This is a genomic window from Halonatronomonas betaini (assembly GCF_015666175.1).
Taxonomy (GTDB): domain Bacteria; phylum Bacillota; class Halanaerobiia; order Halanaerobiales; family Halarsenatibacteraceae; genus Halonatronomonas; species Halonatronomonas betaini.
In genome coordinates, this window is record NZ_JADPIE010000004.1 from 129,974 (window position 1) to 150,234 (window position 20,261).

Sequence of the window (20,261 nt, forward strand, 5' to 3'; positions counted from 1 at the left end):
ATGAGAAAACTATTTATCGGTATTTTAGCAATAGCAGTCGTCTTTGGTATGAGCATGGGAGTAATGGCTGATGAAGGTCATGAAGCTACAATTGACCAGGATGGGACTAATTTAGATGCTATGATTGAGCAAGTGGGTGAATCTCATGAGGCTAAAATAACTCAAGAAGGCAATCTTTGGGGATTAGGTCATGATATTCATGATCCAGGCTGGGAAGCTGCAACATATTCCTGGATTGATCAAGCAGGAATAAGAAATGAAGCAATAATTAATTCAGTATCTAGCAGTGATAATACTGCATTATTTTTAAGAATTAATCAAGATGGTATGGAAAATTTTGCTGAAATAAATAGAAATTATGATGAAAATGGTGCTAATTCTTGGTCTGAGATAGATCAAATGGGAAATGAAAATAAAGCTATAATAGATTCATATTTATCAGATTACCCATGGTCAATTTCAAGTGCAGTAACTATCTATCAAGATGGAGATGAAAATAAAGCTGATGTTTTCTCAGGTGGGGAAACTCAGAACCTAGGCGGTAGTGATGCAGATTTAGTTCAAGAGGGTAACAGAAATATCATTGAACTAGTTCAAACTGAAGCAAATGCTTGGATTAAACAAGATGGAGACGATAATTTATTCAGGCTTGAGCATAATACAGAATTCCCAGCACAAAATGACTCAGAAGTATTCTTCACTCAGGAAGGCGACGAAAACAAGTTTGTAGGATTTAATGGTGAAGAAAAAACCGATCGGGCAGTACAAACTGATTCCGTGTTTGCTGGTCAGCAAACTGGTGATAGAAATGTTATAGGTCTCCACCAGGGTGGAAATGATTCTGCAGAAATAAATCAAATTGGAAATGATAATACAGCTTTATTATGGCAAAGTGAAGATGCAGGTCATTCATCTGATATAAATCAAGAAGGATATGAAAATACTGCTGAAGTAATACAAAGCACTAATTAATAGATCTAATAGGTGTTATAATAATGGGCACCTTATTTAATAAGGTGCCCATTATTTCAAAAGCTTAGTTAATTATAGTTGTTTATAGTTATAGGCCTTAATTATTGGTTATAGATTATATTTTTAGTTTTAAGGATTCAAAATGATCTTTAACTAATAAAAAGGAGGCTTATTAATATAATGAAAAAACTATTTGCTTTTACTTTGGCTGTTATATTAGTCTTTGGTATCAGTTTTGTTGGATTGGCAGGCAATGAAGCAGATATTGACCAGATAGGGGACAGCGCAGAAGCTGATGTGGAACAAATAGGTAATGAGCATTTAGGAATAATAAATCAAACAACTGGTAATGTTGCTAATTTAGAACAAGAAGGATCTAATCATGTGGCAACTATTAATCAACAGCATCCTTCAGAAATAGCAGTAATTACATCTGAAATTATTTAAAAAGGAGATAACCATACAGCAGATATTCTTCAGACTTTTGGAACAGGTAATTCTGAAGCTATAATATCTCAAGATGGCGAATTGAATTTAGGGGATATTTATCAAGCCGGGCCAGATATGAATGCTGATATTGAGCAGGATGGTATAATAAATACTGCTTTAATTTATCAAATTTGGGCTCGAGAAAATAATTCAATTATAAAACAAGAAGGGGAATCTAATTTTGCTAATATAAATCTTATGTCATCAGTAGAGGGAAAAGCAAGAATAAATCAAGAAGGAATCGCAAATGAAGCAGAAATATTTGGTGATATCGCCCATAGAGGTATCTATTCAATAAATCAAATTGGAGAAGCTAATACCGTTAATATTAATCAGCATGACTTTGTTGAAGGTAATGAAGCTCAAATAGATCAATTTGGCGACAATAATGAAGCTCAGATAGTTCAATTTGCTGTAGATTGGAATATTACTGGAAATAATGAAGGCTCTATTGTTCAAAGAGGTAATGATAATTCAGCATTAATTAATCAAACTGCAGCAGAAGATATTGCTACAATAAATCAAGAAGGAAATTCTAATTCTGCAACAGTAATTCAGGGGAATTGATTGAATTTCAATTCATTGCAGCCTGTTAATTCAGGCTGTATCAAAATCACTTTAAGTAGGTGATATAATGGAAAAATTGGCCTTCAAAAATATAATAAGAAAACTAAACAGTTTATTTATTAAAAAATTTATGTTAGTTATTTTAATATGTGTATTTGTTCTGTCTGCTGGAATTTTTGTTCAGGCTGAAGATATTAATGATGAATTGCTAGAATTAGAATCTGAAAATCAAAAAAATTTATTAGGCGAAGTTTCAATCCTGGATTACAATGATATAAGCTATAATACTTATACAGATAATTTGGCTAATATAAACCAGGTGGGAAACATTAATTTTGCTTCAATAGAACAAGTAGGGGTAAACAATTATAGTTTGATTAAACAAATTGGTAATAATAATTCAACAGAGATTTATCAAGAAGGAGACAATAATATAGGAATTACTCATCAAGACGAATTTGCTTGGTGGTCTGGAAATAATGAAGCCTCTATTGAACAAAATGGAGATTATAATATAGCTTTAATAGCTCAATATGGAAGCAATCATACAGGACAAATAAATCAGAGTAAAGATGATAATGAAGCTGGAATTATTCAATTAGGAACAAATACAAGTAAAAGGATAGATCAAAACGGAGAGAATAACTCAGCTGATATCATGAGTTTTAAAAATGATGAGAGTTTAGAAGTAATTCAACACGGTGACAACCAGAATATAGAAATCCTGATCGGTGAGTAGAAAGGAGGTGAAATAGTGAGAATCATAAAAAGCCTCCTTTTTCTTCTGTTAATTTTACTGGTTATATCTGGAGTTACAATCCAAACCGCCACAGTAGCTGAACTCAATCTTAACTTAGAACCAGGTTTCAATTATGAAATAACAATAGATGATAGCTGGAATATCAGGATCATTTTCTCTGATAACAATAACTATCAGGAAGTTTTTCAATCTGGCGATAAAAATTTTTCTCTTATTTTTCAGCAGGGCGAAAATTCTGAAGCCCGTATTTCTCAGGAAGGTAGCGGCAATCAGGCAGTAATCAATCAGCAATCAGTTAGTGATGCTGAGAGTAATGCAGATGCAGAGACCAATAATAGTCCAGATGGTGACGATGATGATAAGGAGGATGATTAACTTTGACTAAAAACTATAAGAATATGGCAGCAATAATTACAATTAGTTTATTTCTGGCAGTAATTATTCTGGCAACACCTGCCCTGGCAGAAGAGGATGAAGATTTAGAATGGAGAATGGAGCTGATTGAGGCTTCCAGGGCAATGATGGAAGAGGAGGATACCCCGGAGTTTAGAAACCATAAACTGGGCTCTGTCTTTACAACCTATGGCGAAGGCGACAATCTAATTAATACTGGCCTGAGATTTGCACCCCAGCTAGGTTCTCCAGCTGGCAGGCCATTAAGGTTTATCGGTGAAGTCTTTTATCTCAGAGCCGAGAGCGAGATCGCCGGGTTTATGTCATTATCCTTTGAGCCAATTGAGAATATTTACATTGGCGCCGGTGGCGATGTTATCGGTGAGGCAGAATACCATCTCTTTGCCGGCTGGGATATCACAGATAATATCTTTGTTGAGGCCAGAGCTATAAATACAGGTGGAAGTTTCGAAGATAGCAATGTCTATCCAGTAGCTGGCTTCCAGATTAGCTTTTAGAGGAGGTTTAAATAAATGAAAAAGATAATTCCTATAATTGTTGCATTTGCGCTGGTTTTAGCATTTGCAGGTAATATCGAAGCCTTTAATGGCTATAACTATACCATGAGCTGGAGTTTCCAGACCTTTAATGATCCAAATGCCCGGCAGGTGGCAATCAATACCGCTGAAACCCAGAGAGAATTAGTTGATGAAGAAGAGGACCCAATTCAGGATTTTGCTGATGGCCTGGAGCGGAGACTATATAGCTCAGCCCAGCGGGAAATCGTTGATATGATCATGGATGAAGATGAAGTACCCTATGGCGAATTTGATGCCGGTAACTTAAATATATCTGTAGCCGAAGATCCCCAGACTGGCGAGGTTATCGTTGAAATAGTCGACCAGATTAGCGGTGACAGCACAATTATAACCTATTCAGATGATGATTTCGGTGGTGACTTTGGCGGCTGGTAAATCACAAGCTGTTAGGAGGATATAAATATGACATATGAAGCTAAAACCTTAATAGGTATTATAGCATTAAGCCTTGTTGCTATACTAATAATTCCCGGGGTTACCCTGGCCGAAGATTTAGATGATGCCAGTATCGATGAACTAATGGATAAAATCTTAGAAGAAGCCGATGAAATTAAATCTTCGGAGAAGAATGTAACTGTGGCCACCCAGCTGCTGGCAGCTCTGCCTGAGCCAGCTGAAGATGAAAAAGCCTCAATTGCAGTCTATAATATTGCCGATAAGACTGGACAGCGCCAGGAGACTGGTTCAGCAGTCGTCACCCAGGGGGCAACAGATATGCTAATTACCGCCCTGGCCAGGTCAAGGCAGTTTAATGTCCTGGATAGATCCAGTCTCGGTGATTTCATGAATGAACAGCAGCTCCAGGCTGAAGACCGCCTTGCATTCGGTGAAGGACCTGATCTCGGCGAGATGAAAGGCGCCGACTATGTCCTTGAAGGCGCTATCACCGAATATCAAGTCGATAAAACCTCTGGTGGCATGGGTATTTCAGTCGGTGGCGTCGGCGGCTCCACTGAAACTGCCGTTGCCAGAACTGCCATAGATTTAAGGCTGGTCGATACAACCACAGCTGAAGTTGTCTGGGCCAGGAGTTTAAAGGACGAGATAGAGGGCGAAAGAGTTGGAGTTCAGGCATTCTCCTTTATGGGAGATAATGTCGTTGAATTCGAGACCGGTGAAGGCAAGCAGGAAGTTATAAACCTTGTCGTTAGAACACTTCTTGAGGAGGCAGTCTTTGATTTAGCCGAGAGCGATATTGTCAATTAATCGTTATTAAAACTATATAACAATTGATCATCTCCAAATTAGGAGGCAGATTATGAAAAAATATAAATTAGCAGGAGTTATCTCTCTCTGTTTAGTTCTAATAATCAGTGGATTTTTAGCAGTAGAAAGTTCTGCCGATGGGCTGGATTTAGAGGATGACCAGGAACTAGAAGACTTAAAGGATGAGATCCTGACTGATAGCGATCAGATCTTATCTGCCGATCCCAATGTCAATACATCTACCCAGCTGCTGGCTTCTTTAGATGAACCAGAGGATAAGCCGGCAGTGGCAGTCTTTGAGATTGACGATGAGACCGGTGAATTCACTGAAGATGGCTCATCGCTGGTCAGTCAGGGAGCAGGCGATATGCTTGTTACAGCCTTAAAACGCTCCAGGCAGTTTAAAGTATTGGAGAGAATAAGTGATGAACATCTAATGAATGAACATGACTTAAAGGATAATAATCTGATTGCAGCAGATGAAGGGCCTGAGCTCAATGAACTGGCAGGAGCCGATTATATCATAGATGGTTCTGTAACTGAGTATCAGGTCGATAAAGAATCAGGTGGTACCGGCTTATCAATTGCCGGAGTCGGTGGTTCAGACGAATATGCTGTGGCCAGCACAGCCATTGATTTAAGACTGGTAGATGCCACCACCGGTGAAGTTCTCTGGTCCAGGAGTTTAAGAGATGAGATAGAAGGCGAAAGAGTCGGAGTTGAGACCTTTGAATTTATGGGTGAGAATATTGTAGAGTTTGAAGCCGGCCAGGGCAAACAGGAAGTTGTTAACTTGGTTTTAAGGAGATTGCTGGAAGAAGCAGTCTTTGAGCTCTCTGAATTTATCCATTAATTACTGTCAGCCCTGGAGAAATGGAGGTTGATAATCTTGGCAGGATATCTGAAAAAATTTGGAGTAATTCTTATTATATTAGTCTTATTGCCCGTTTTAAGCAGCTGTGATGGGCTACAGGATGAAGCTGAGATTGAATATAATTATTTAAATATATCTGCAGATAATCAGTATGGCGTTGAGCAGATTGAGCCAGATTTAGGCCGTTACCGTTATGAAGACGGTGCTGTTGTCGAAATAGAATTTGCCGAGGCTGCAGGCTATGAATTTCTCGGCTGGGAAGGCGATGACAGCGGAGATGTTGCCGGTTCTGATGGTGACTATAGCATTCAGCTTGATGGCGATAAAAATATCAGGGCAGCCCTCAGGCTTAACGAATTTAAACCCCTGGAAATAGATTTTAGCGGTATCGAACCTATCGATTATACTGATACCGATGATATAACCGGAGTTCCCCATAATCTTGAAGATGTCACCATCTTCTTTAATAATGCCCTTTATCCTGACAATGAACTGGAAGTCAGAATTGAAAAGGTTAATGATAACGGCAATGACAACGGCAATGACACTGGCGATAATGATCAGGATGAGGATATTATAGAAACTAATAATGTCGAGATAGACGAGAATAAAATAGAGATCAGTCTGACCGACTGGCGGGATAGATTTTTCACTGATGAAGATCAGGATGAATACTTAGAATTTGCAGAAGAATATCAGTTGATTGTTGAAACTCCCTATGATGATTATATCATCGATGTCGATAATCGTGAGTATCAAAATGATGAGATTGTTGTAAACTTCATGGTCGAAGAGCCTTATCCTGAAACTCCAGAGAATGTCAGGATTGAAAGAAAAGGCGATGATTACGAAATTTCCTGGCAGCGGAGCAGAGCCAATGCACAGATTGATGTCGATGAATATGTAAAAGAATACAGGCTATATAAATTCACCGGTGAGAGCGATTTTACTGAAGATGATGCTGATGAAGAAATTGAAATAGATGTTGACAATCCTGATGATAAAAAAGTAATCAGATATGAAGGAGAAATTCAGGATACCGAGAATATATATTATAGAGTCAAAGCAATTAATGAATATGATAATGATAGTGGGTTAAGCGAGACTGTTGAACTTGATTAGGAGGTGAAAGGGATGCCAACCTGGTTTAAATGCAAAAAATGTGGAAAGAAATATTATACTGCTGCCTCCAGTGATGCCGGTAAATTTGATGACTTATGCGAAGAATGCGACGGCAAGTTGGCTGAAGTCTATTATGACGTCAAACAGTATTTGAAAAAGAGTATGATGGTTAATTTCCATCTCAGAAAGAAAGAGCCAGCGAAATTATATAGTGGCAAGGTACTCTCAGTTGATGACAGAGAGATAAATTTAATTGTTTATAGCAAGCGCTCTGATATCATTCTAAAGGAACTTTCAGCCTGTCATGTCAGCTTTGCCAGAGATGAATTTCCTGAAGGCAGGTATTTTTTCCATGGCAAAATCTTAAGTTTTTACGAAGAGATGAATCCTCAGATTATAATAGAAACTCCTGAATATATTGAAAGAAAGCAGGAACGCCAGGCAGAGCGGTATCCTCTTAAAACCAGGGTTAAGTACAGACTTGGTGATGATATTAAAGAGCTGATGGCTAAAGCAGATAGCGACTATAAAGTTGGCCAGAGTCTTGATATTAGCAGAACCGGACTTTTATTGATGGATGAAATGTCCAGTTTCGAGGAGCTTAACCCTGATAAATATGTCGATTTAGAAATAGAATATGGTGATTATAATATCTCAACTATCGGGAATATTGCCAGGGTCAATCGCTTAAAAGAGGCTGATGGTAAGCTGGCTTTAGGTATAAAATTTCTTGATAGAGATTTCAACAATTTAGATATAATAAAAGAGCTCAAGGACAGAAGAATTGTCAATTAATATTCAGGTTTTGCTCTGGTCTGGATATAAAACTATTTAAATTTCTCCCCTTATAAATTGCCCTCTATAGTAATTGCTGAAATTCAGATGCTTTTGCTATAGAGGATATTTTTTTGCGTTATCACAGCGTCATTTAAATTCAGTAGAAATTATAATATAATTAAAGATATCTTGTTTTAGATAATGCTGATGACAAAAGATGAGTTGTGAAGGAGATTTCAATCTGGCAGAGAATACAATAATATAAAGCTAAAAGATAAATATTTAGCTTTGAGTGAGGGGTGATGAAAATGCCTGCATGGTTTAGGTGTGAGCAGTGTGAAGAAAAATATTATACTGCATCTTCAAGAGAGGCAAGTAAATTTTCCGATGAATGTGAGAAATGTGGCGGTGATCTGCAGGAAATTCTTTGGGATGTTCCAGAGCTGATTGAACGGGAGACAATTGTTGATTTTCACTTAACTGAGAACCAGCTGACAAGTATCTATCAAGGAAAAGTTTTATCTCTTAATAGTGATGAGATCGGGTTGCATGTATATAGTAATAAATCTAATAATCTCTTGAATGAGCTGGCTACCTGTTATCTTAGTTTTAGCAGGTCTAAGAGACCTAAAGGGAGGTTTTATTTTAACAGTCAGATACTTGGGTTTTATGATCATGATGATCATCAAGTTGTAATTAAAACTCCTGAATTCCTGGTCAGAAGAGAAGAGAGAAGCTCGCCACGGTTTGAGCTTGAAACGACTGTTAAGTATCGGATTGCCGATGATTTTGGAAAATTAATGGCTATCTCTGATGATAATTATAATATTGGTGAAACCAGGGATATCAGCAAAAAAGGTCTGCTCTTAGTTGATAATTTAGGCTTGAGTGTAGTTAATGATAAATATATTGATCTAATGATTGAATATGATGATTACAAAATTTCAACGATTGGTAATATAGCAAGGGTCAATTCAATTGATCAATCTGGTGATAAGAAAGCTTTAGGTGTAAAGTTTTTGAGGCGGAATGTTGATACTCTTAAGATAATTGATGAATTAGGCCTTAAGAAAGTCGCCAATTAATTTTATATAAGATTGACTAAGCCTCTCTCCAGATTGCCTGGATAGGGGCTTAAAATTATTGAATAATATACAGGATATGTTAAAATAATAGTAGGAGGTGACCTCATGCAGACTATCGCTAACTGGGCTTATAATATGTATTTTGGGCTACCTTTAGTTGGCTGGCTCGGAATTTTAACCTATATTTTTCTGATCTCTACAGGTGCCGTCATGGTTTTAACCAGAAAGAAGATCAAGCGATTTCCTTTATCTGTTCATGTTACTCTTGCCAGGATTACAATAGTTTTAGCAACAATACATTTTATCTTTGGTATTTCAGCATATATTTAACTTATACTAAAACAATGATTTTTAATTTATAGGAGGATTTATAATGCCATATACAGGCAAAGTTTATCGGCCACCAAGTGAGGCCAGGAGTCTGATTCTCCAGGCTACCACAGGCTGCCCCTATAATCGCTGTAATTTCTGTTCAATGTATAGCGATCAAGATTTTTCAATCAAATCTCTGGCTGGTTTTAAGGAGCACATCCAGGCAGTCAAACAGTTTCATAGAGGTCCAGTTGAATCAGTCTTTCTGGCTGATGGCAATACAATTATTATTAAAACAGAGCAGCTCCTTGAGTTCCTTGAAACAATCAGGGAGGAGTTCCCCAAAGTTGAGAGGATTACCTCTTATGGTTCAGCCAGGTATGTTAATAAGAAATCGGCTGAAGAATTAAAAAGTTTGCGAGAAGCAGGTCTGGCCAGAACTCATACTGGCATGGAATCTGGCGATGCAGATACCCTGGAGCTTATCAATAAAGGGACAACCCCTGAAGAGATTATCGCTGCCGGCAAAAAGGTTAAAGAGGCTGGCATTGAACTCAGTCAGTATTATCTGGTCGGTGTCGGGGGTCAGGATTTATCAGAGCAGCATGCTGTTAACAGTGCTAAAGTATTAAATCATTTTGATCCAGAGTTTATCAGGCTCAGGACATTTATTCCAATTGAAGGAACTAAGCTCCATGAGCTGTATCAAAAAGGGAAATTCAAACTTTTAAATGCCCATCAGGCCCTGGCAGAGACCAGGATTTTGATTGAGAATTTAGATGTAAGCTCTCAATTACTCAGCGACCATATTTCCAATCACTGGGATATCAATGGCAGACTGCCTGATGATAGGGAAGAAATGCTGGCAGAGATTGAAAAAGCCAGCAGAGTTGAGCTCAGTCAATTCAGGGATCCAGCAGCAGGCCATTTATAATTAGCTGATTGTGATTTTATTATAATGACAAACCCCATAACAGGCAGGAATTATCAGGTTTGTCTTAATTATTTTCGATTTAATGCAGGGGAATCCACTCAAGTATACAATTATATAATATAACGGCCAAGAAATCATTGTCTGGTCGGGCTTCATATTTTATAGAGGAGGAGAAATATGACTGCTGTGAACCATAAGTTATATGTTTATACTTTTGGCAATCTGCTGGTGAGAAAAGAAGAGGAAGTACTCTTCTCTGGAGAGAATAAGAATTTGAATAAGCGCTGGCGGCTCTTTTTGCTCTTGCTTTTTAATAAAGGAGAAAAATTGACTGACCAGGAATTAATCCGGGAACTTGAACTTGAGGAAAATGTTGCACCCAGGCAATCCCTTAGAGCTTTAGTTTATAGGCTCAGGAAAGATATTGAAATGAAGGGTACAGAATTTATTCTCAGCGAACAGGGCGGCTATACCTTTAATCCAGATAGCAAATACTGGCTTGATATAGATTATTTCTTTAATATTATTGAAAAGGCCAAGGAGAAGGATGATAAAGAACGGGCATTGAGATTATATCGGCGAGCACTTGATCTTTATGAAGGGGCATTTCTAAAAAATCAGTATATTACAGATAGGTATCTAATTAAGTTAAGACAGTATTACCGGGAACTCTACCTTAAGGCTGTGGCTAAAACAGGAGAGATTCTCGTTGATTTAAACAGGTTCCAGGAGGCCATTGAAATTTATGAGTTGGCTTTAAAGACCCATCCCAAAAGTGTCGGGCTTTACTTAGATATGATCGATGTCTTTAAGAAGAATAACCGACCTGATCTGGCCCTGATCAAGACCGAGGAAGCAATGGCCTTTTTGAAGAATTCCAATCTGCCGATGCCACCTGAATTGCAGACAGAAATCTCCGATTTTTTTGAAACTGATATCGATGAAGATCCAGCCAGTATTTTTGAAGATAATAAATTATGTCAGGGTGAGATCTTCCAGTGTGGTCCAATGACTTTCTCCAGCATCTTTTCACTGGAAAAGCGGCGGGCTGAGCGGAATAGAGATGATATTTCTTTAATCCATTTTCAGTTAAATGGCGAGGCCCCTCCTGAAGAAACAAATAAGGCGGAGACTATTCTAAGAGATATCTTAACTGAAAATTTGCGGTCCAGCGATCTTATTACCCGCTGGCAACCCAGGCATTACCTGATGCTGGCCAAAGAACAGAATGAAGAAGAGATTGAAGCTCTGCTTGCAAGAATAGACGAGCTTTATTATGAAGAATTTCCACCAGCTGAGGTTAACCTCAGTTATAGCTATCAGAAATTAAATTAGCAAATTCTGTCCCTGCTTATTAGCAGGGGCTAAATTTTTGTTCGAGAATGAAGAAAAAGGAAATATAAGTTTAATCTAGAATATATTCATAAGCTTTAAATATTCTCATGGAAAGAAGCGGTGGAAAGATTACTCTAATAGTATTGATTAAATGTAGAGTATAAGTAATACCAGAAAGTGAAAGGTGGTTTTAATGGAAAAGCAAGGTAGTATCAAGGACTGGATAGAGTTACTCAGGCTATTTTCCTGGCCCTGTATCTTTTTGCCAGCAATTTTAGGCGGTAGTTTTGCTTATAGCCATGGAGTTTTTAATGCCAGTATATTTTTTCTGCTCCTGGTCGGGATTCTAATGATCCATATCGGGATCACAATTGTTAATGAATATTATGATGTTAAAAATAATATTGATACTTTAGAGCAGGAAAAACCGAGCAAGGTCCTGGTCGAAGAGAGGATTGCTCCTGATTTCGCCCTGAAAGTTAGCAAGATTTTTATGCTGGCAGGTGGTTTAGGTGGCAGTATTTTTATAATTATTACAGGCCACTGGCCATTATTTATTCTTCTGGCAATTGGTCTTAGCGGAGGTTATTTTTATACTGCTCCGCCGATAAGTTTAAAATATATTGGCCTGGGGGTTCCTGCTAATTTCATTATTCTCGGTCTCCTAATTCCCCAGACCATTTATTATGGGATGGCCGGAGAATTTTATCTGCCAGGGATTGGACTGTCCCTACCGATGGGTTTATTGACAGTCGCTATCCTGTGGTCCAATGATATGCGGGATATTGAGGCTGATAAATCTATTATTACACTGGTTGGTCTATTAGGTTTAAAGAACAGTTTTTACGTTTATTTATGGATTTTACTGATGCCCTATCTACTGCTGGTATATTATGTGCTGGAAGGAACTTTTGGGATAGTTGCCCTGGCAGGGTTTATAACACTTCCGCTGGCAAATAAGCTGGCCTGGTCTGCTTATTTAGGAGTTAAAGGGAATAAAAGGAAGCTGGCCTTTATCGATCAGAAATCAGCAGTATTAATGCTTACTTTTAATAGTATCTGGATTATTAGTTATCTTATTAGTTGAGGAGGGAGAAGCCAGACATTGACTTCTATAAATCATGAATTTGAGACAAGATTTAAATTATGGCTCGATGAATTAGATAAATTTATAAATAATAATATTACCTCTACTGAACCAGTATTTAATCAGGCTCAGTCCAGATTAATAAATGCTGGTGGCAAAAGGATCAGGTCACTACTCTTTTTAATCTCCAGCCAGGCTGATAGAAACAGGGAAGAACTCTCTAATAGATTAATTGAAATAGCTGCTGCCATTGAGATCTTACATATGGCTACCCTGGTTCATGATGATATTGCCGATCAGGCCAGGTTAAGGCGAGGAGAACCTTCGGCTTTAGATGAGTTTGGTTCTGAACCAGCCCTTTTTATCGGTGATTATTTTCTGAGCAAAGCCTATCATTTATTCTTTAAAAACTTATCAGCAGAGAGTTTAAAGTTTTTAAGCAGCAAATTGCCGGAGATCTGTGCCGGTCAGATGTCTGAGTTCAAAAATAGATATAATTACGATATTACAGTTAGAGACTATTTAAAGCAGGTTCGGAGAAAAACAGGCTTATTATTCGGGGTTGCGTCATATACCGGAGCGATTGAGGCAGGTTTTTCTAAAGCTAGCTCTGTGCATTATTACAGGTATGGCCTGGCTCTAGGGATGGCCTTTCAGATCCAGGATGACCTTCTTGATATTCTTGGAGATACTGAAACTATGGGTAAGCCCCCGCTTCAGGATATCAGACAGGGCATTTATACTCTGCCAGTAATTCTGCTCCTGGAGGATAATGAGCTTAAGGTTAGATTTATTAGACTTATTGAAAGTGAGAGCTATCTTAAAATTCTGGAACTGCTGGAGAATAATCAGTATTTGAATCAGGCTAGAAAAATTGAAGAGCAGTATTTTAAGAGAGCGGCAGCAGAATTAGATTATTTTGTAGATGACCCTGCTGGAGATGATCTGGAATTTATCTTAAACTGTCAGAATAATAGAAGAGAATAAAAAAAGCCCTGGAGCAAAGAGCTCCAGGGTCTTGCTTTTTATATTCAATTATTCTTTAGTCCCAGCCTAAGTTTTCAAGGTCAAGTTCAAATAGTGCTCCATCTTCAGTTTCTTCAACAAACTCGATACCCTGAACTCTGTCGAATTCTTCGATGTATTCAACAGCATCAGCATGGGTTTCAAACTGAACTGGACCGGCTGTATCAACAGGCTTTAATCTCCAGTTGCCAGACGGCTCAGGATTGATTGTGCCGTATTCTTCGATATAATGGATGATCTGATCTCTATTGGCATCTGCAGATGAGAAGATTACCTCTGCATCATCACCGGTATGTGGGAAGTCGCCACCGCCACCGGCACGGTAATCATTGGTGATTACTGCAAATTCCTGATCCATATCAAGTGGTTCGCCATTATATTCAACATTGGTGATTCTTTCGCCTTCTGGCTGAGTTATATCTATCTCGTAATCAATACCTTCAACAACATCGTAATTGAAGGAAGGTCCCAGTGTATCAATTACCTGTGGATCTGGATCATCAGGATCTATCTCGCTGAAATGGAGGACTGAATGCTCGAGGAATTCAACCAGGCCTTCTCCAGTCATCTCCAGGATATAGACAGTATTGTCATAGAGGTAAATATCAGTAACATCACCGATTGTAATATCGCCTTCTACTGAAGTTGAAGTCTGGAATGGAGCTGCTACTCCAACAATTGGGTGATCTTCATAATCAGTATTGGCTAGCTGCTCTTCAGCAAACCAGAGCTGGGCCTCATTAACAACCTGGGTTACTGCACTATCTTTAACCTCTGAGAAATAAGCCTTTACTGGAACTTCAGTTGAACCAATTGGTGTTCTAACATATTCTACAGTTGCATCATGAACATCGCTTGCTATCTCAACGATATCAGGATGCTCAGGAGTATCTTCATCGATTTCTCTTAAATCAACATTGAAGTCTACAATATCCCATTCGCCATTCTCATGAGCAATTTTTAAGTCGATTATACTGAGAGCTTCACCCCAGCGTCCAGGCATTGAAGCTGGCTTACCAAAGATTGTACCTTCTTCAACATTAATGTTTTCAACATCAGCATAATCTTCAGATGGGAATGTGCTGTGTGAATGGCCACCTAAATAGGCGTCAACTTCATCCATCTGGGCAAGATGATAACCGGCATCATAGGAATCAGCATGATCTCTTGCTGTGCTGCCAACTCCGGTATGGGAGGCAACAACAACTAAATCAGTAATACTTTCTAGCATTGGGATATAATGTTCTGCTGATTCTATAATATCATCTATAGTTACTTCACCATGGAGATGAGTTCTACCCCAGGACATTGTCTCATGGGGAACAAAACTGATAACTCCTATTCTAACTGTCTCGCCATCAATATCTTTTTCAAAGATTTCAAATGGCTGGGTATAATATTCGCCTTCCATTGTATAGAAGTTAGCTCCTAGCCATGGAAATTCAGAGCCTCTTAAAGCCTTGTCAAAGAAATCAAGTCCAAAGTCCTGCAGCTCATGGTTACCAACTGCTGCTGCATCATAACCTGCAAAGTTCATAGCCTCAATAATTGCCTGAGTTTCAAACATTTCGAGAGGCTCTACTAAAGCTTCGTAATTACCGATCATTGAACCCTGAATAGCATCACCGGTATCAAATAAGAGTGTGTTTTCGCCAAATTCCTCTCTGGCTTCCTCGATTAGTGTGAATGTTTTTGAAAAACCATAGGCATCAAATGGTTCATCATTCATATAATCATATGGAACTAAATACTGATGGAGGTCACCAGTTGCCATCATTCTCAAATTGTAATCTCCATCTTCTGCCATTGCCGGACTGGCTATTAAAGTTACTGCCAGGAATGCCATAGCAATTGTTAAACCAATAAGTTTCGTCTTTTTCATGTTTTTAATTGAATACATTAAACCCCTCCTTGATAGATTATTGTACTTTTAATTAAAGATTTGTATTTTAAATTATATAAAATATTCTGTTTTATTTCAAGTTTATAATTGGGAAATTTTTATTTAAGTTTTTCTCTAATTTAAAGGAGTTATCATGTTTAAGCTAGAAGTAATTAAATAATAGAAATCAGGAGAAATTAGGAGGAGTGATTTTTGATGGATAAAAAATCTTTGAACTGGCAGGTCGGGCAGGCCATGCAGGTTAAGTTGCCGGCAGAATTGCCGGAGAAGAAAGAATTCAAACCAGGAATCAGAAGAGCACCAAAGCGGAAGCTAAATCTTGACAGAGAAGAAATTAAACTGGCTTTAAAGAATGCCTTAAGGTATATCCCTGAGGAATTACATGAGGAGCTGGCACCGGAATTTCTAGATGAATTAATGACCCGGGGTAGAATTTACGGCTATCGCTATCGCCCTGAGGGCAATATCAAGGCCAAACCAGTTGATCAGTATCAGAGTAAAACCCTTGAAGGCAGGGCTTTACAGCTGATGATCGATAATAACCTTGATTTTGATGTAGCTCTATACCCCTATGAACTGGTGACCTATGGCGAGACCGGTCAGGTCTGCCAGAACTGGATGCAGTATCGTTTAATCAAAAAATATCTCCAGGTGATGACTGAGGAGCAGACTTTAGTTGTAAATTCTGGCCATCCTTTAGGTTTATTTCCATCAAAGCCTGAGGCACCCAGGGTTCTATCAACTAATGCCCTAATGGTCGGTATGTTTGATGACTCAGAGCATTTCAATAAGGCTGCAGCTTTAGGCGTTGCCAATTACGGTCAGATGACTGCCGGTGGCTGGATGTATATCGGTCCCCAGGGAATTGTCCATGGAACCTATCTAACCCTTTTAAATGCCGGGCGGAAGTTCTTAAATAACGACCAGGATGAGGATTTAAGCGGTCAGCTCTATATAACATCAGGTCTCGGCGGGATGAGTGGAGCCCAGGCCAAGGCAATTGAGATTGCCGGTGGCGTCGGCGTTATAGCCGAAGTCGATAAGTCGGCAATTGAGACCAGAAAGAGTCAGGGCTGGCTCAGCAAAGTCTCCGATGATTTAGATCAGATCTTTAAATGGGTCAGAAGATATCAGGCCTCAGGCGAAGCTGTTTCTATTGCCTATCATGGTAATATTGTTGATCTATTGGAATATGTAGTTGTAAATAGTATCCATGTCGATCTCCTTTCAGATCAGACCTCCTGCCATGACGCCTATACTGGCGGATATATACCGGTAGGCTATCAGTATGATGAGGCCAGAGAACTCCTGGCTGAAGACACAGATAAATTTAAGGAAGCTGTTGATAAGTCTCTAAGAAAACATTATGATCTAATCAGCAAATTAGTCGATAGCGATACCTATTTCTTTGATTATGGCAATAGTTTTATGAAGGCTGTATATGATGCCGGAGTTAAAGAGATTGCAATCGATGAAAATAATCCTGATAAAGGCTTTATCTTCCCATCCTATGTTGAAGATATCATGGGGCCAGTCTGTTTTGATTATGGCTACGGGCCATACCGCTGGGTCTGCTTAAGCGGCAAAGAGGAAGATTTAAAGAAGACTGACCGGGCTGCCCGGGAGATCATTGATCCTGATAGAAGAGCCCAGGATTATGATAACTATCAGTGGATTAAGGATGCCGAGGAGAATGATTTAGTTGTCGGTTCAAAGGCCAGGATTCTCTATACTGATGGCTTTGGCCGGGTCGAGATGGCACTGAAATTTAATCAGATGGTCAGAGATGGAGAGATTGGACCGGTAATGCTTGGCCGGGACCATCATGATACCGGCGGTACCGATTCGCCATTTAGAGAAACCGCCAATATCAAGGATGGCAGTAATATAATGGCTGAAATGTCGATTCAGTGTTTTGCTGGTAATGCAGCCCGGGGTATGACTTTAGCTGTTCAGAGTAATGGCGGCGGTGTCGGTATCGGCAAGGCCTTTAATAGTGGCTTTGGCCTGGTACTTGATGGCAGTGAAAGGGTCGATAGAATTATTAAAGCTTCAATTGACTGGGATGTTCATGGCGGTGTGGCCAGAAGGGCCTGGGCCCAGAATCCCCATGCTGTTGAGACGATGCTGGAATGGCAGAAAAAGCGGGGCGATAATGGCGCAGTGACCCTGCCCTATCAGGCTGATCAGAATTTAATCGATAATCTGGTAGAAGACCAGTTTGAATAAAAACCTCTGTTAGAGATAGTTATTCTATCTGAAATAAAAATGCAAAACTCATGTTTGCCAAACCTCTGTATGGATGGTAAAATTAATCTATAGACTGATTAATAATATGTCAGTTATCGTTAGATTAATAAATTGTCATCCAGGAGGTGGGGCAGATAGATACCCGGAAGAAAGTTGAAATTTTAGCTGAAGCGGCCAAATACGATGTTTCCTGTTCATCCAGTGGCAGCAGCAGGGCAAATCAAAAAGGTGGAATCGGTAATGCTGCTCCATCTGGGATCTGTCATAGCTGGTCATCTGATGGCCGCTGTATATCCTTATTAAAACTACTCTTTTCCAATGACTGTATCTATGATTGTGCTTACTGTATCAATAGGGCCAGCAATCATAAACCCAGGGCAAGTTTTACAGCTGAAGAGGTTGCAAAATTAACGATTAATTTTTATAAACGTAATTACATTGAAGGTTTATTCTTAAGTTCGGCAGTTTTTCTTAATCCTGACTATACCATGGAGCAGCTGGTGAAAACTCTAAAGATTTTACGGAATAGCTATCAATTTAACGGCTATATCCATGTCAAAGCCATACCTGGGGCTGATTATAGGCTAATCCGCCAGGCAGGTGAGCTGGCTGACAGGATGAGCATTAATATCGAGCTGCCATCCAGGGATAGCTTAAAAAGTCTGGCTCCCCAGAAGAAGGCAACTGACATTCTCCAGCCAATGGAGCAGATCGGAACTGACTTAGTTGAGTATAAAGAAGATAAGAAAAAGTTCAAATCGACACCTGATTTTGTTCCGGCAGGCCATACGACCCAGTTAATAGTCGGGGCCAGCCCTGAGAAGGATTTCCAGATCTTAAAACTCTCAGAAGGCCTGTATAACAGGTTTAATCTCAAAAGAGTATATTACTCTGCCTTTATGCCTGTAACTCCAGATAAGAGGCTTCCTGCCGTCTCTGGGCCGCCTTTATTAAGGGAACACAGGCTCTATCAGGCTGACTGGTTACTCAGGTTTTATAATTTTGGAGCAGATGAGATTTTAGGACCTGACAGGCCAGATTTCAATCTTGACTTTGACCCAAAACTTGACTGGGCTTTAAACAATTTAGATAAATTTCCAGTAGAGGTCAATCAGGCCGGTTACTGGCAGCTTTTAAGGGTTCCAGGGATCGGCCCGACTTCAGCCAGGCGGATAATTTCTGCCAGAAAAGAGGCCAGGCTTTCCCCTGATAACCTTAAAAAGCTTGGTCCAGTTTTAAAGCGGGCAAAATACTTTATCCTCTGTGATGGCAAATATCTGGCCGGGATCCCCTTTGACCCTGATTTAATCAAATCCAGGGTCGCCCGAGATCAAAAAGGTAAAAATCAGCAGCTCAGCTTATTTGCTGAGACCAATCTGGATAAAGAGCAGGTGATCGGCTAGATGAAGACCTATTTGTATGACGGTACTTTTACTGGTTTTATGACCCTTATCTACTGGACCTTTAAAGATAAAGTTAGACCGACCAAAATTTTTAAGCAGGCTGATTTTCACGGCGATTTATTTTCAGAGACTGTTAAGATTGAAACTGATGGGGAACTGGCTGATAAAGTTATTAAATCGGCAAAGGCTAAGCTCTCTACCAGAGTTTTCAGGAAGGCCTATTATTCCTTTTTATCTGAATTTCCAGGAATTGAGCTTGCGATTTTTGACTATCTCTATCTAGGTTTTGCTGATAGGGTCAATCTAAAGAAAAATTGGACAGATAGTTCAGTCCTTAAAGTCAAAAAGGTTGCCAGAAAGGTCAGTAGAGAACGGCATCGTTTTAAGGGGCTCCTCAGATTTAGGGAACTTGATCAGGGTATTCTTTATGGCCCCTATAAGCCAGACTATAATATTTCAGGATTACTTGCGCCCCATTTTGCAGCAAGACTGGCCAGTGAACAGTGGATTATCCATGATCTGGGCAGAAAGATGGCGGTTATTTATAACGGTAAAAGCTGGCTTGAAATTTCAGATGATCTCCTGCCCCGGCTGGAATTAAGCGAGCAGGAGGCTGATTATCAGGAAATCTGGCAGGAGTTTTTTAGAAGTATAGCAATTGATGAAAGATATAATCCAGAACTTCAGGCCAATTTTATCCCCTATAAATACAGAGAATTTTTGCTTGAATTTGAGAATCAGGATAGGAGGCTATAAGAATGGGAGAAGATTCAGGTTGTTTATTTAATTTATTAATACTTGCATTAATGGTCTCTTTATTTTATGGAATTACCGGTTATTATCTGCTTTTGCCGATTCTCTATTTATTTGGAGTTGTTGCTGTTATAGTAATTGTAGTCGGATTTTTTACCGGTGATTGAATTAATCTTAAGTTTTTCTTGCAATTTATCTAAATAGGGGATATAATGGTTAGCAATAATAAATACTTGTTAAAGGATTAAAGTCGATGATCAGGAGAGTAGGTCTAAATTAGTGGAAAGAGCGAGCTGGGTTTGGTGGGAGCCAGGGAAGCTATTTAGATTGAACCGCACCTGTGAGATGTTTCAGTCAAAGCTAATATGCTGATAGCTGAAATCGCCTACCGGCGTTACAGAGTAGAGTGGATCG

The 20,261-nt window shown here is 39.2% G+C and carries 22 protein-coding genes and 1 other annotated feature (1 of these 23 cut by a window edge); of the genes, 21 read left to right on the top strand and 1 reads right to left on the bottom strand.

Features of this window, described 5'->3' with window-relative positions:
* The 17 genes from I0Q91_RS08105 to I0Q91_RS08185 all read left to right on the top strand — a co-directional run bounded on the left by I0Q91_RS08105 (position 1) and on the right by I0Q91_RS08185 (position 13,499).
* Positions 1 to 972 carry a hypothetical protein gene (locus I0Q91_RS08105; protein ID WP_270453956.1) on the top strand — a complete coding sequence of 324 codons (972 nt, stop codon included), beginning with the start codon at positions 1 to 3 and terminating at the stop codon, positions 970 to 972.
* A 180-nt stretch (positions 973 to 1,152) separates the two neighbouring features.
* The gene (locus I0Q91_RS08110; RefSeq protein ID WP_270453957.1) at positions 1,153 to 1,419 is read left to right on the top strand and encodes a hypothetical protein; all 267 of its coding nucleotides are present in this window, start codon (positions 1,153 to 1,155) and stop codon (positions 1,417 to 1,419) included.
* A 60-nt stretch (positions 1,420 to 1,479) separates the two neighbouring features.
* Entirely contained in the window at positions 1,480 to 2,028 is a 549-nt protein-coding gene (locus tag I0Q91_RS08115) for a hypothetical protein (RefSeq protein WP_270454223.1), read from the top strand.
* 67 nt (positions 2,029 to 2,095) lie between these two features.
* Entirely contained in the window at positions 2,096 to 2,767 is a 672-nt protein-coding gene (locus tag I0Q91_RS08120; protein WP_270453958.1) for a hypothetical protein, read from the top strand.
* A gap of 15 nt (positions 2,768 to 2,782) precedes the next feature.
* Positions 2,783 to 3,163, top strand: coding sequence for a hypothetical protein (locus I0Q91_RS08125; protein WP_270453959.1), 381 nt, complete (start codon positions 2,783 to 2,785; stop codon positions 3,161 to 3,163).
* Positions 3,164 to 3,165: 2 nt separating this feature from the next.
* A complete protein-coding gene (locus tag I0Q91_RS08130) occupies positions 3,166 to 3,699 on the top strand; it encodes a hypothetical protein (protein ID WP_270453960.1) in 534 nt (177 codons plus the stop codon).
* Between the two features lie 15 nt (positions 3,700 to 3,714).
* The gene (locus tag I0Q91_RS08135) at positions 3,715 to 4,155 is read left to right on the top strand and encodes a curli assembly protein CsgF (RefSeq protein ID WP_270453961.1); all 441 of its coding nucleotides are present in this window, start codon (positions 3,715 to 3,717) and stop codon (positions 4,153 to 4,155) included.
* A 27-nt stretch (positions 4,156 to 4,182) separates the two neighbouring features.
* Positions 4,183 to 4,986, top strand: coding sequence for a CsgG/HfaB family protein (locus I0Q91_RS08140; protein ID WP_270453962.1), 804 nt, complete (start codon positions 4,183 to 4,185; stop codon positions 4,984 to 4,986).
* A gap of 52 nt (positions 4,987 to 5,038) precedes the next feature.
* Complete coding sequence (locus I0Q91_RS08145) at positions 5,039 to 5,839, top strand: CsgG/HfaB family protein (RefSeq protein ID WP_270453963.1); 801 nt, start codon at positions 5,039 to 5,041, stop codon at positions 5,837 to 5,839.
* 36 nt (positions 5,840 to 5,875) lie between these two features.
* A complete protein-coding gene (locus I0Q91_RS08150) occupies positions 5,876 to 6,982 on the top strand; it encodes a hypothetical protein (protein ID WP_270453964.1) in 1,107 nt (368 codons plus the stop codon).
* 12 nt (positions 6,983 to 6,994) lie between these two features.
* Positions 6,995 to 7,777: a PilZ domain-containing protein gene (locus tag I0Q91_RS08155; RefSeq protein WP_270453965.1), complete on the top strand. Its 783-nt coding sequence runs from the start codon at positions 6,995 to 6,997 to the stop codon at positions 7,775 to 7,777.
* A 290-nt stretch (positions 7,778 to 8,067) separates the two neighbouring features.
* Entirely contained in the window at positions 8,068 to 8,844 is a 777-nt protein-coding gene (locus tag I0Q91_RS08160) for a PilZ domain-containing protein (protein WP_270453967.1), read from the top strand.
* A gap of 105 nt (positions 8,845 to 8,949) precedes the next feature.
* Complete coding sequence (locus tag I0Q91_RS08165) at positions 8,950 to 9,174, top strand: hypothetical protein (protein ID WP_270453968.1); 225 nt, start codon at positions 8,950 to 8,952, stop codon at positions 9,172 to 9,174.
* A 43-nt stretch (positions 9,175 to 9,217) separates the two neighbouring features.
* Positions 9,218 to 10,090: a radical SAM protein gene (locus I0Q91_RS08170; RefSeq protein ID WP_270453969.1), complete on the top strand. Its 873-nt coding sequence runs from the start codon at positions 9,218 to 9,220 to the stop codon at positions 10,088 to 10,090.
* Between the two features lie 177 nt (positions 10,091 to 10,267).
* Positions 10,268 to 11,425, top strand: coding sequence for a BTAD domain-containing putative transcriptional regulator (locus tag I0Q91_RS08175; RefSeq protein WP_270453970.1), 1,158 nt, complete (start codon positions 10,268 to 10,270; stop codon positions 11,423 to 11,425).
* 193 nt (positions 11,426 to 11,618) lie between these two features.
* A complete protein-coding gene (locus I0Q91_RS08180; protein ID WP_270453971.1) occupies positions 11,619 to 12,512 on the top strand; it encodes a prenyltransferase in 894 nt (297 codons plus the stop codon).
* A gap of 18 nt (positions 12,513 to 12,530) precedes the next feature.
* Positions 12,531 to 13,499, top strand: coding sequence for a polyprenyl synthetase family protein (locus tag I0Q91_RS08185; RefSeq protein ID WP_270453972.1), 969 nt, complete (start codon positions 12,531 to 12,533; stop codon positions 13,497 to 13,499).
* A 55-nt stretch (positions 13,500 to 13,554) separates the two neighbouring features.
* On the opposite strand, the gene I0Q91_RS08190 is transcribed toward I0Q91_RS08185, so the two are convergent.
* On the bottom strand, positions 13,555 to 15,438 hold the full coding sequence (locus I0Q91_RS08190; RefSeq protein WP_270453974.1) for a bifunctional 2',3'-cyclic-nucleotide 2'-phosphodiesterase/3'-nucleotidase: 1,884 nt from the start codon (positions 15,436 to 15,438) through the stop codon (positions 13,555 to 13,557).
* A 198-nt stretch (positions 15,439 to 15,636) separates the two neighbouring features.
* Between I0Q91_RS08190 and hutU the strand changes: the two genes are divergently transcribed.
* The 4 genes from hutU to I0Q91_RS08210 all read left to right on the top strand — a co-directional run bounded on the left by hutU (position 15,637) and on the right by I0Q91_RS08210 (position 20,014).
* On the top strand, positions 15,637 to 17,670 hold the full coding sequence (gene hutU, locus I0Q91_RS08195) for a urocanate hydratase (RefSeq protein WP_270453975.1): 2,034 nt from the start codon (positions 15,637 to 15,639) through the stop codon (positions 17,668 to 17,670).
* Between the two features lie 155 nt (positions 17,671 to 17,825).
* Positions 17,826 to 19,094 carry a putative DNA modification/repair radical SAM protein gene (locus I0Q91_RS08200; RefSeq protein WP_345790971.1) on the top strand — a complete coding sequence of 423 codons (1,269 nt, stop codon included), beginning with the start codon at positions 17,826 to 17,828 and terminating at the stop codon, positions 19,092 to 19,094.
* Positions 19,095 to 19,850 (top strand): TIGR03915 family putative DNA repair protein, encoded by a 756-nt coding sequence (locus I0Q91_RS08205; RefSeq protein ID WP_270453977.1) that lies wholly within the window; start codon positions 19,095 to 19,097, stop codon positions 19,848 to 19,850. It abuts the gene before it with no gap.
* A gap of 2 nt (positions 19,851 to 19,852) precedes the next feature.
* A complete protein-coding gene (locus tag I0Q91_RS08210; RefSeq protein ID WP_270453978.1) occupies positions 19,853 to 20,014 on the top strand; it encodes a hypothetical protein in 162 nt (53 codons plus the stop codon).
* 77 nt (positions 20,015 to 20,091) lie between these two features.
* Positions 20,092 to 20,261: a binding site (T-box leader), on the top strand (it continues 70 nt past the right edge of the window).

Bases quoted from the DNA above. Each gene is read 5' to 3' on its own strand.
- I0Q91_RS08190 (WP_270453974.1), bottom strand. From the start codon at position 15,438: ATGTATTCAATTAAAAACATGAAAAAGACGAAACTTATTGGTTTAACA.
- I0Q91_RS08160 (WP_270453967.1), top strand. From the start codon at position 8,068: ATGCCTGCATGGTTTAGGTGTGAGCAGTGTGAAGAAAAATATTATACT.
- I0Q91_RS08205 (WP_270453977.1), top strand. From the start codon at position 19,095: ATGAAGACCTATTTGTATGACGGTACTTTTACTGGTTTTATGACCCTT.
- hutU (WP_270453975.1), top strand. From the start codon at position 15,637: ATGGATAAAAAATCTTTGAACTGGCAGGTCGGGCAGGCCATGCAGGTT.
- I0Q91_RS08105 (WP_270453956.1), top strand. From the start codon at position 1: ATGAGAAAACTATTTATCGGTATTTTAGCAATAGCAGTCGTCTTTGGT.
- I0Q91_RS08210 (WP_270453978.1), top strand. From the start codon at position 19,853: ATGGGAGAAGATTCAGGTTGTTTATTTAATTTATTAATACTTGCATTA.
- I0Q91_RS08135 (WP_270453961.1), top strand. From the start codon at position 3,715: ATGAAAAAGATAATTCCTATAATTGTTGCATTTGCGCTGGTTTTAGCA.
- I0Q91_RS08155 (WP_270453965.1), top strand. From the start codon at position 6,995: ATGCCAACCTGGTTTAAATGCAAAAAATGTGGAAAGAAATATTATACT.
- I0Q91_RS08145 (WP_270453963.1), top strand. From the start codon at position 5,039: ATGAAAAAATATAAATTAGCAGGAGTTATCTCTCTCTGTTTAGTTCTA.
- I0Q91_RS08120 (WP_270453958.1), top strand. From the start codon at position 2,096: ATGGAAAAATTGGCCTTCAAAAATATAATAAGAAAACTAAACAGTTTA.
- I0Q91_RS08165 (WP_270453968.1), top strand. From the start codon at position 8,950: ATGCAGACTATCGCTAACTGGGCTTATAATATGTATTTTGGGCTACCT.
- I0Q91_RS08140 (WP_270453962.1), top strand. From the start codon at position 4,183: ATGACATATGAAGCTAAAACCTTAATAGGTATTATAGCATTAAGCCTT.
- I0Q91_RS08180 (WP_270453971.1), top strand. From the start codon at position 11,619: ATGGAAAAGCAAGGTAGTATCAAGGACTGGATAGAGTTACTCAGGCTA.
- I0Q91_RS08175 (WP_270453970.1), top strand. From the start codon at position 10,268: ATGACTGCTGTGAACCATAAGTTATATGTTTATACTTTTGGCAATCTG.
- I0Q91_RS08170 (WP_270453969.1), top strand. From the start codon at position 9,218: ATGCCATATACAGGCAAAGTTTATCGGCCACCAAGTGAGGCCAGGAGT.
- I0Q91_RS08110 (WP_270453957.1), top strand. From the start codon at position 1,153: ATGAAAAAACTATTTGCTTTTACTTTGGCTGTTATATTAGTCTTTGGT.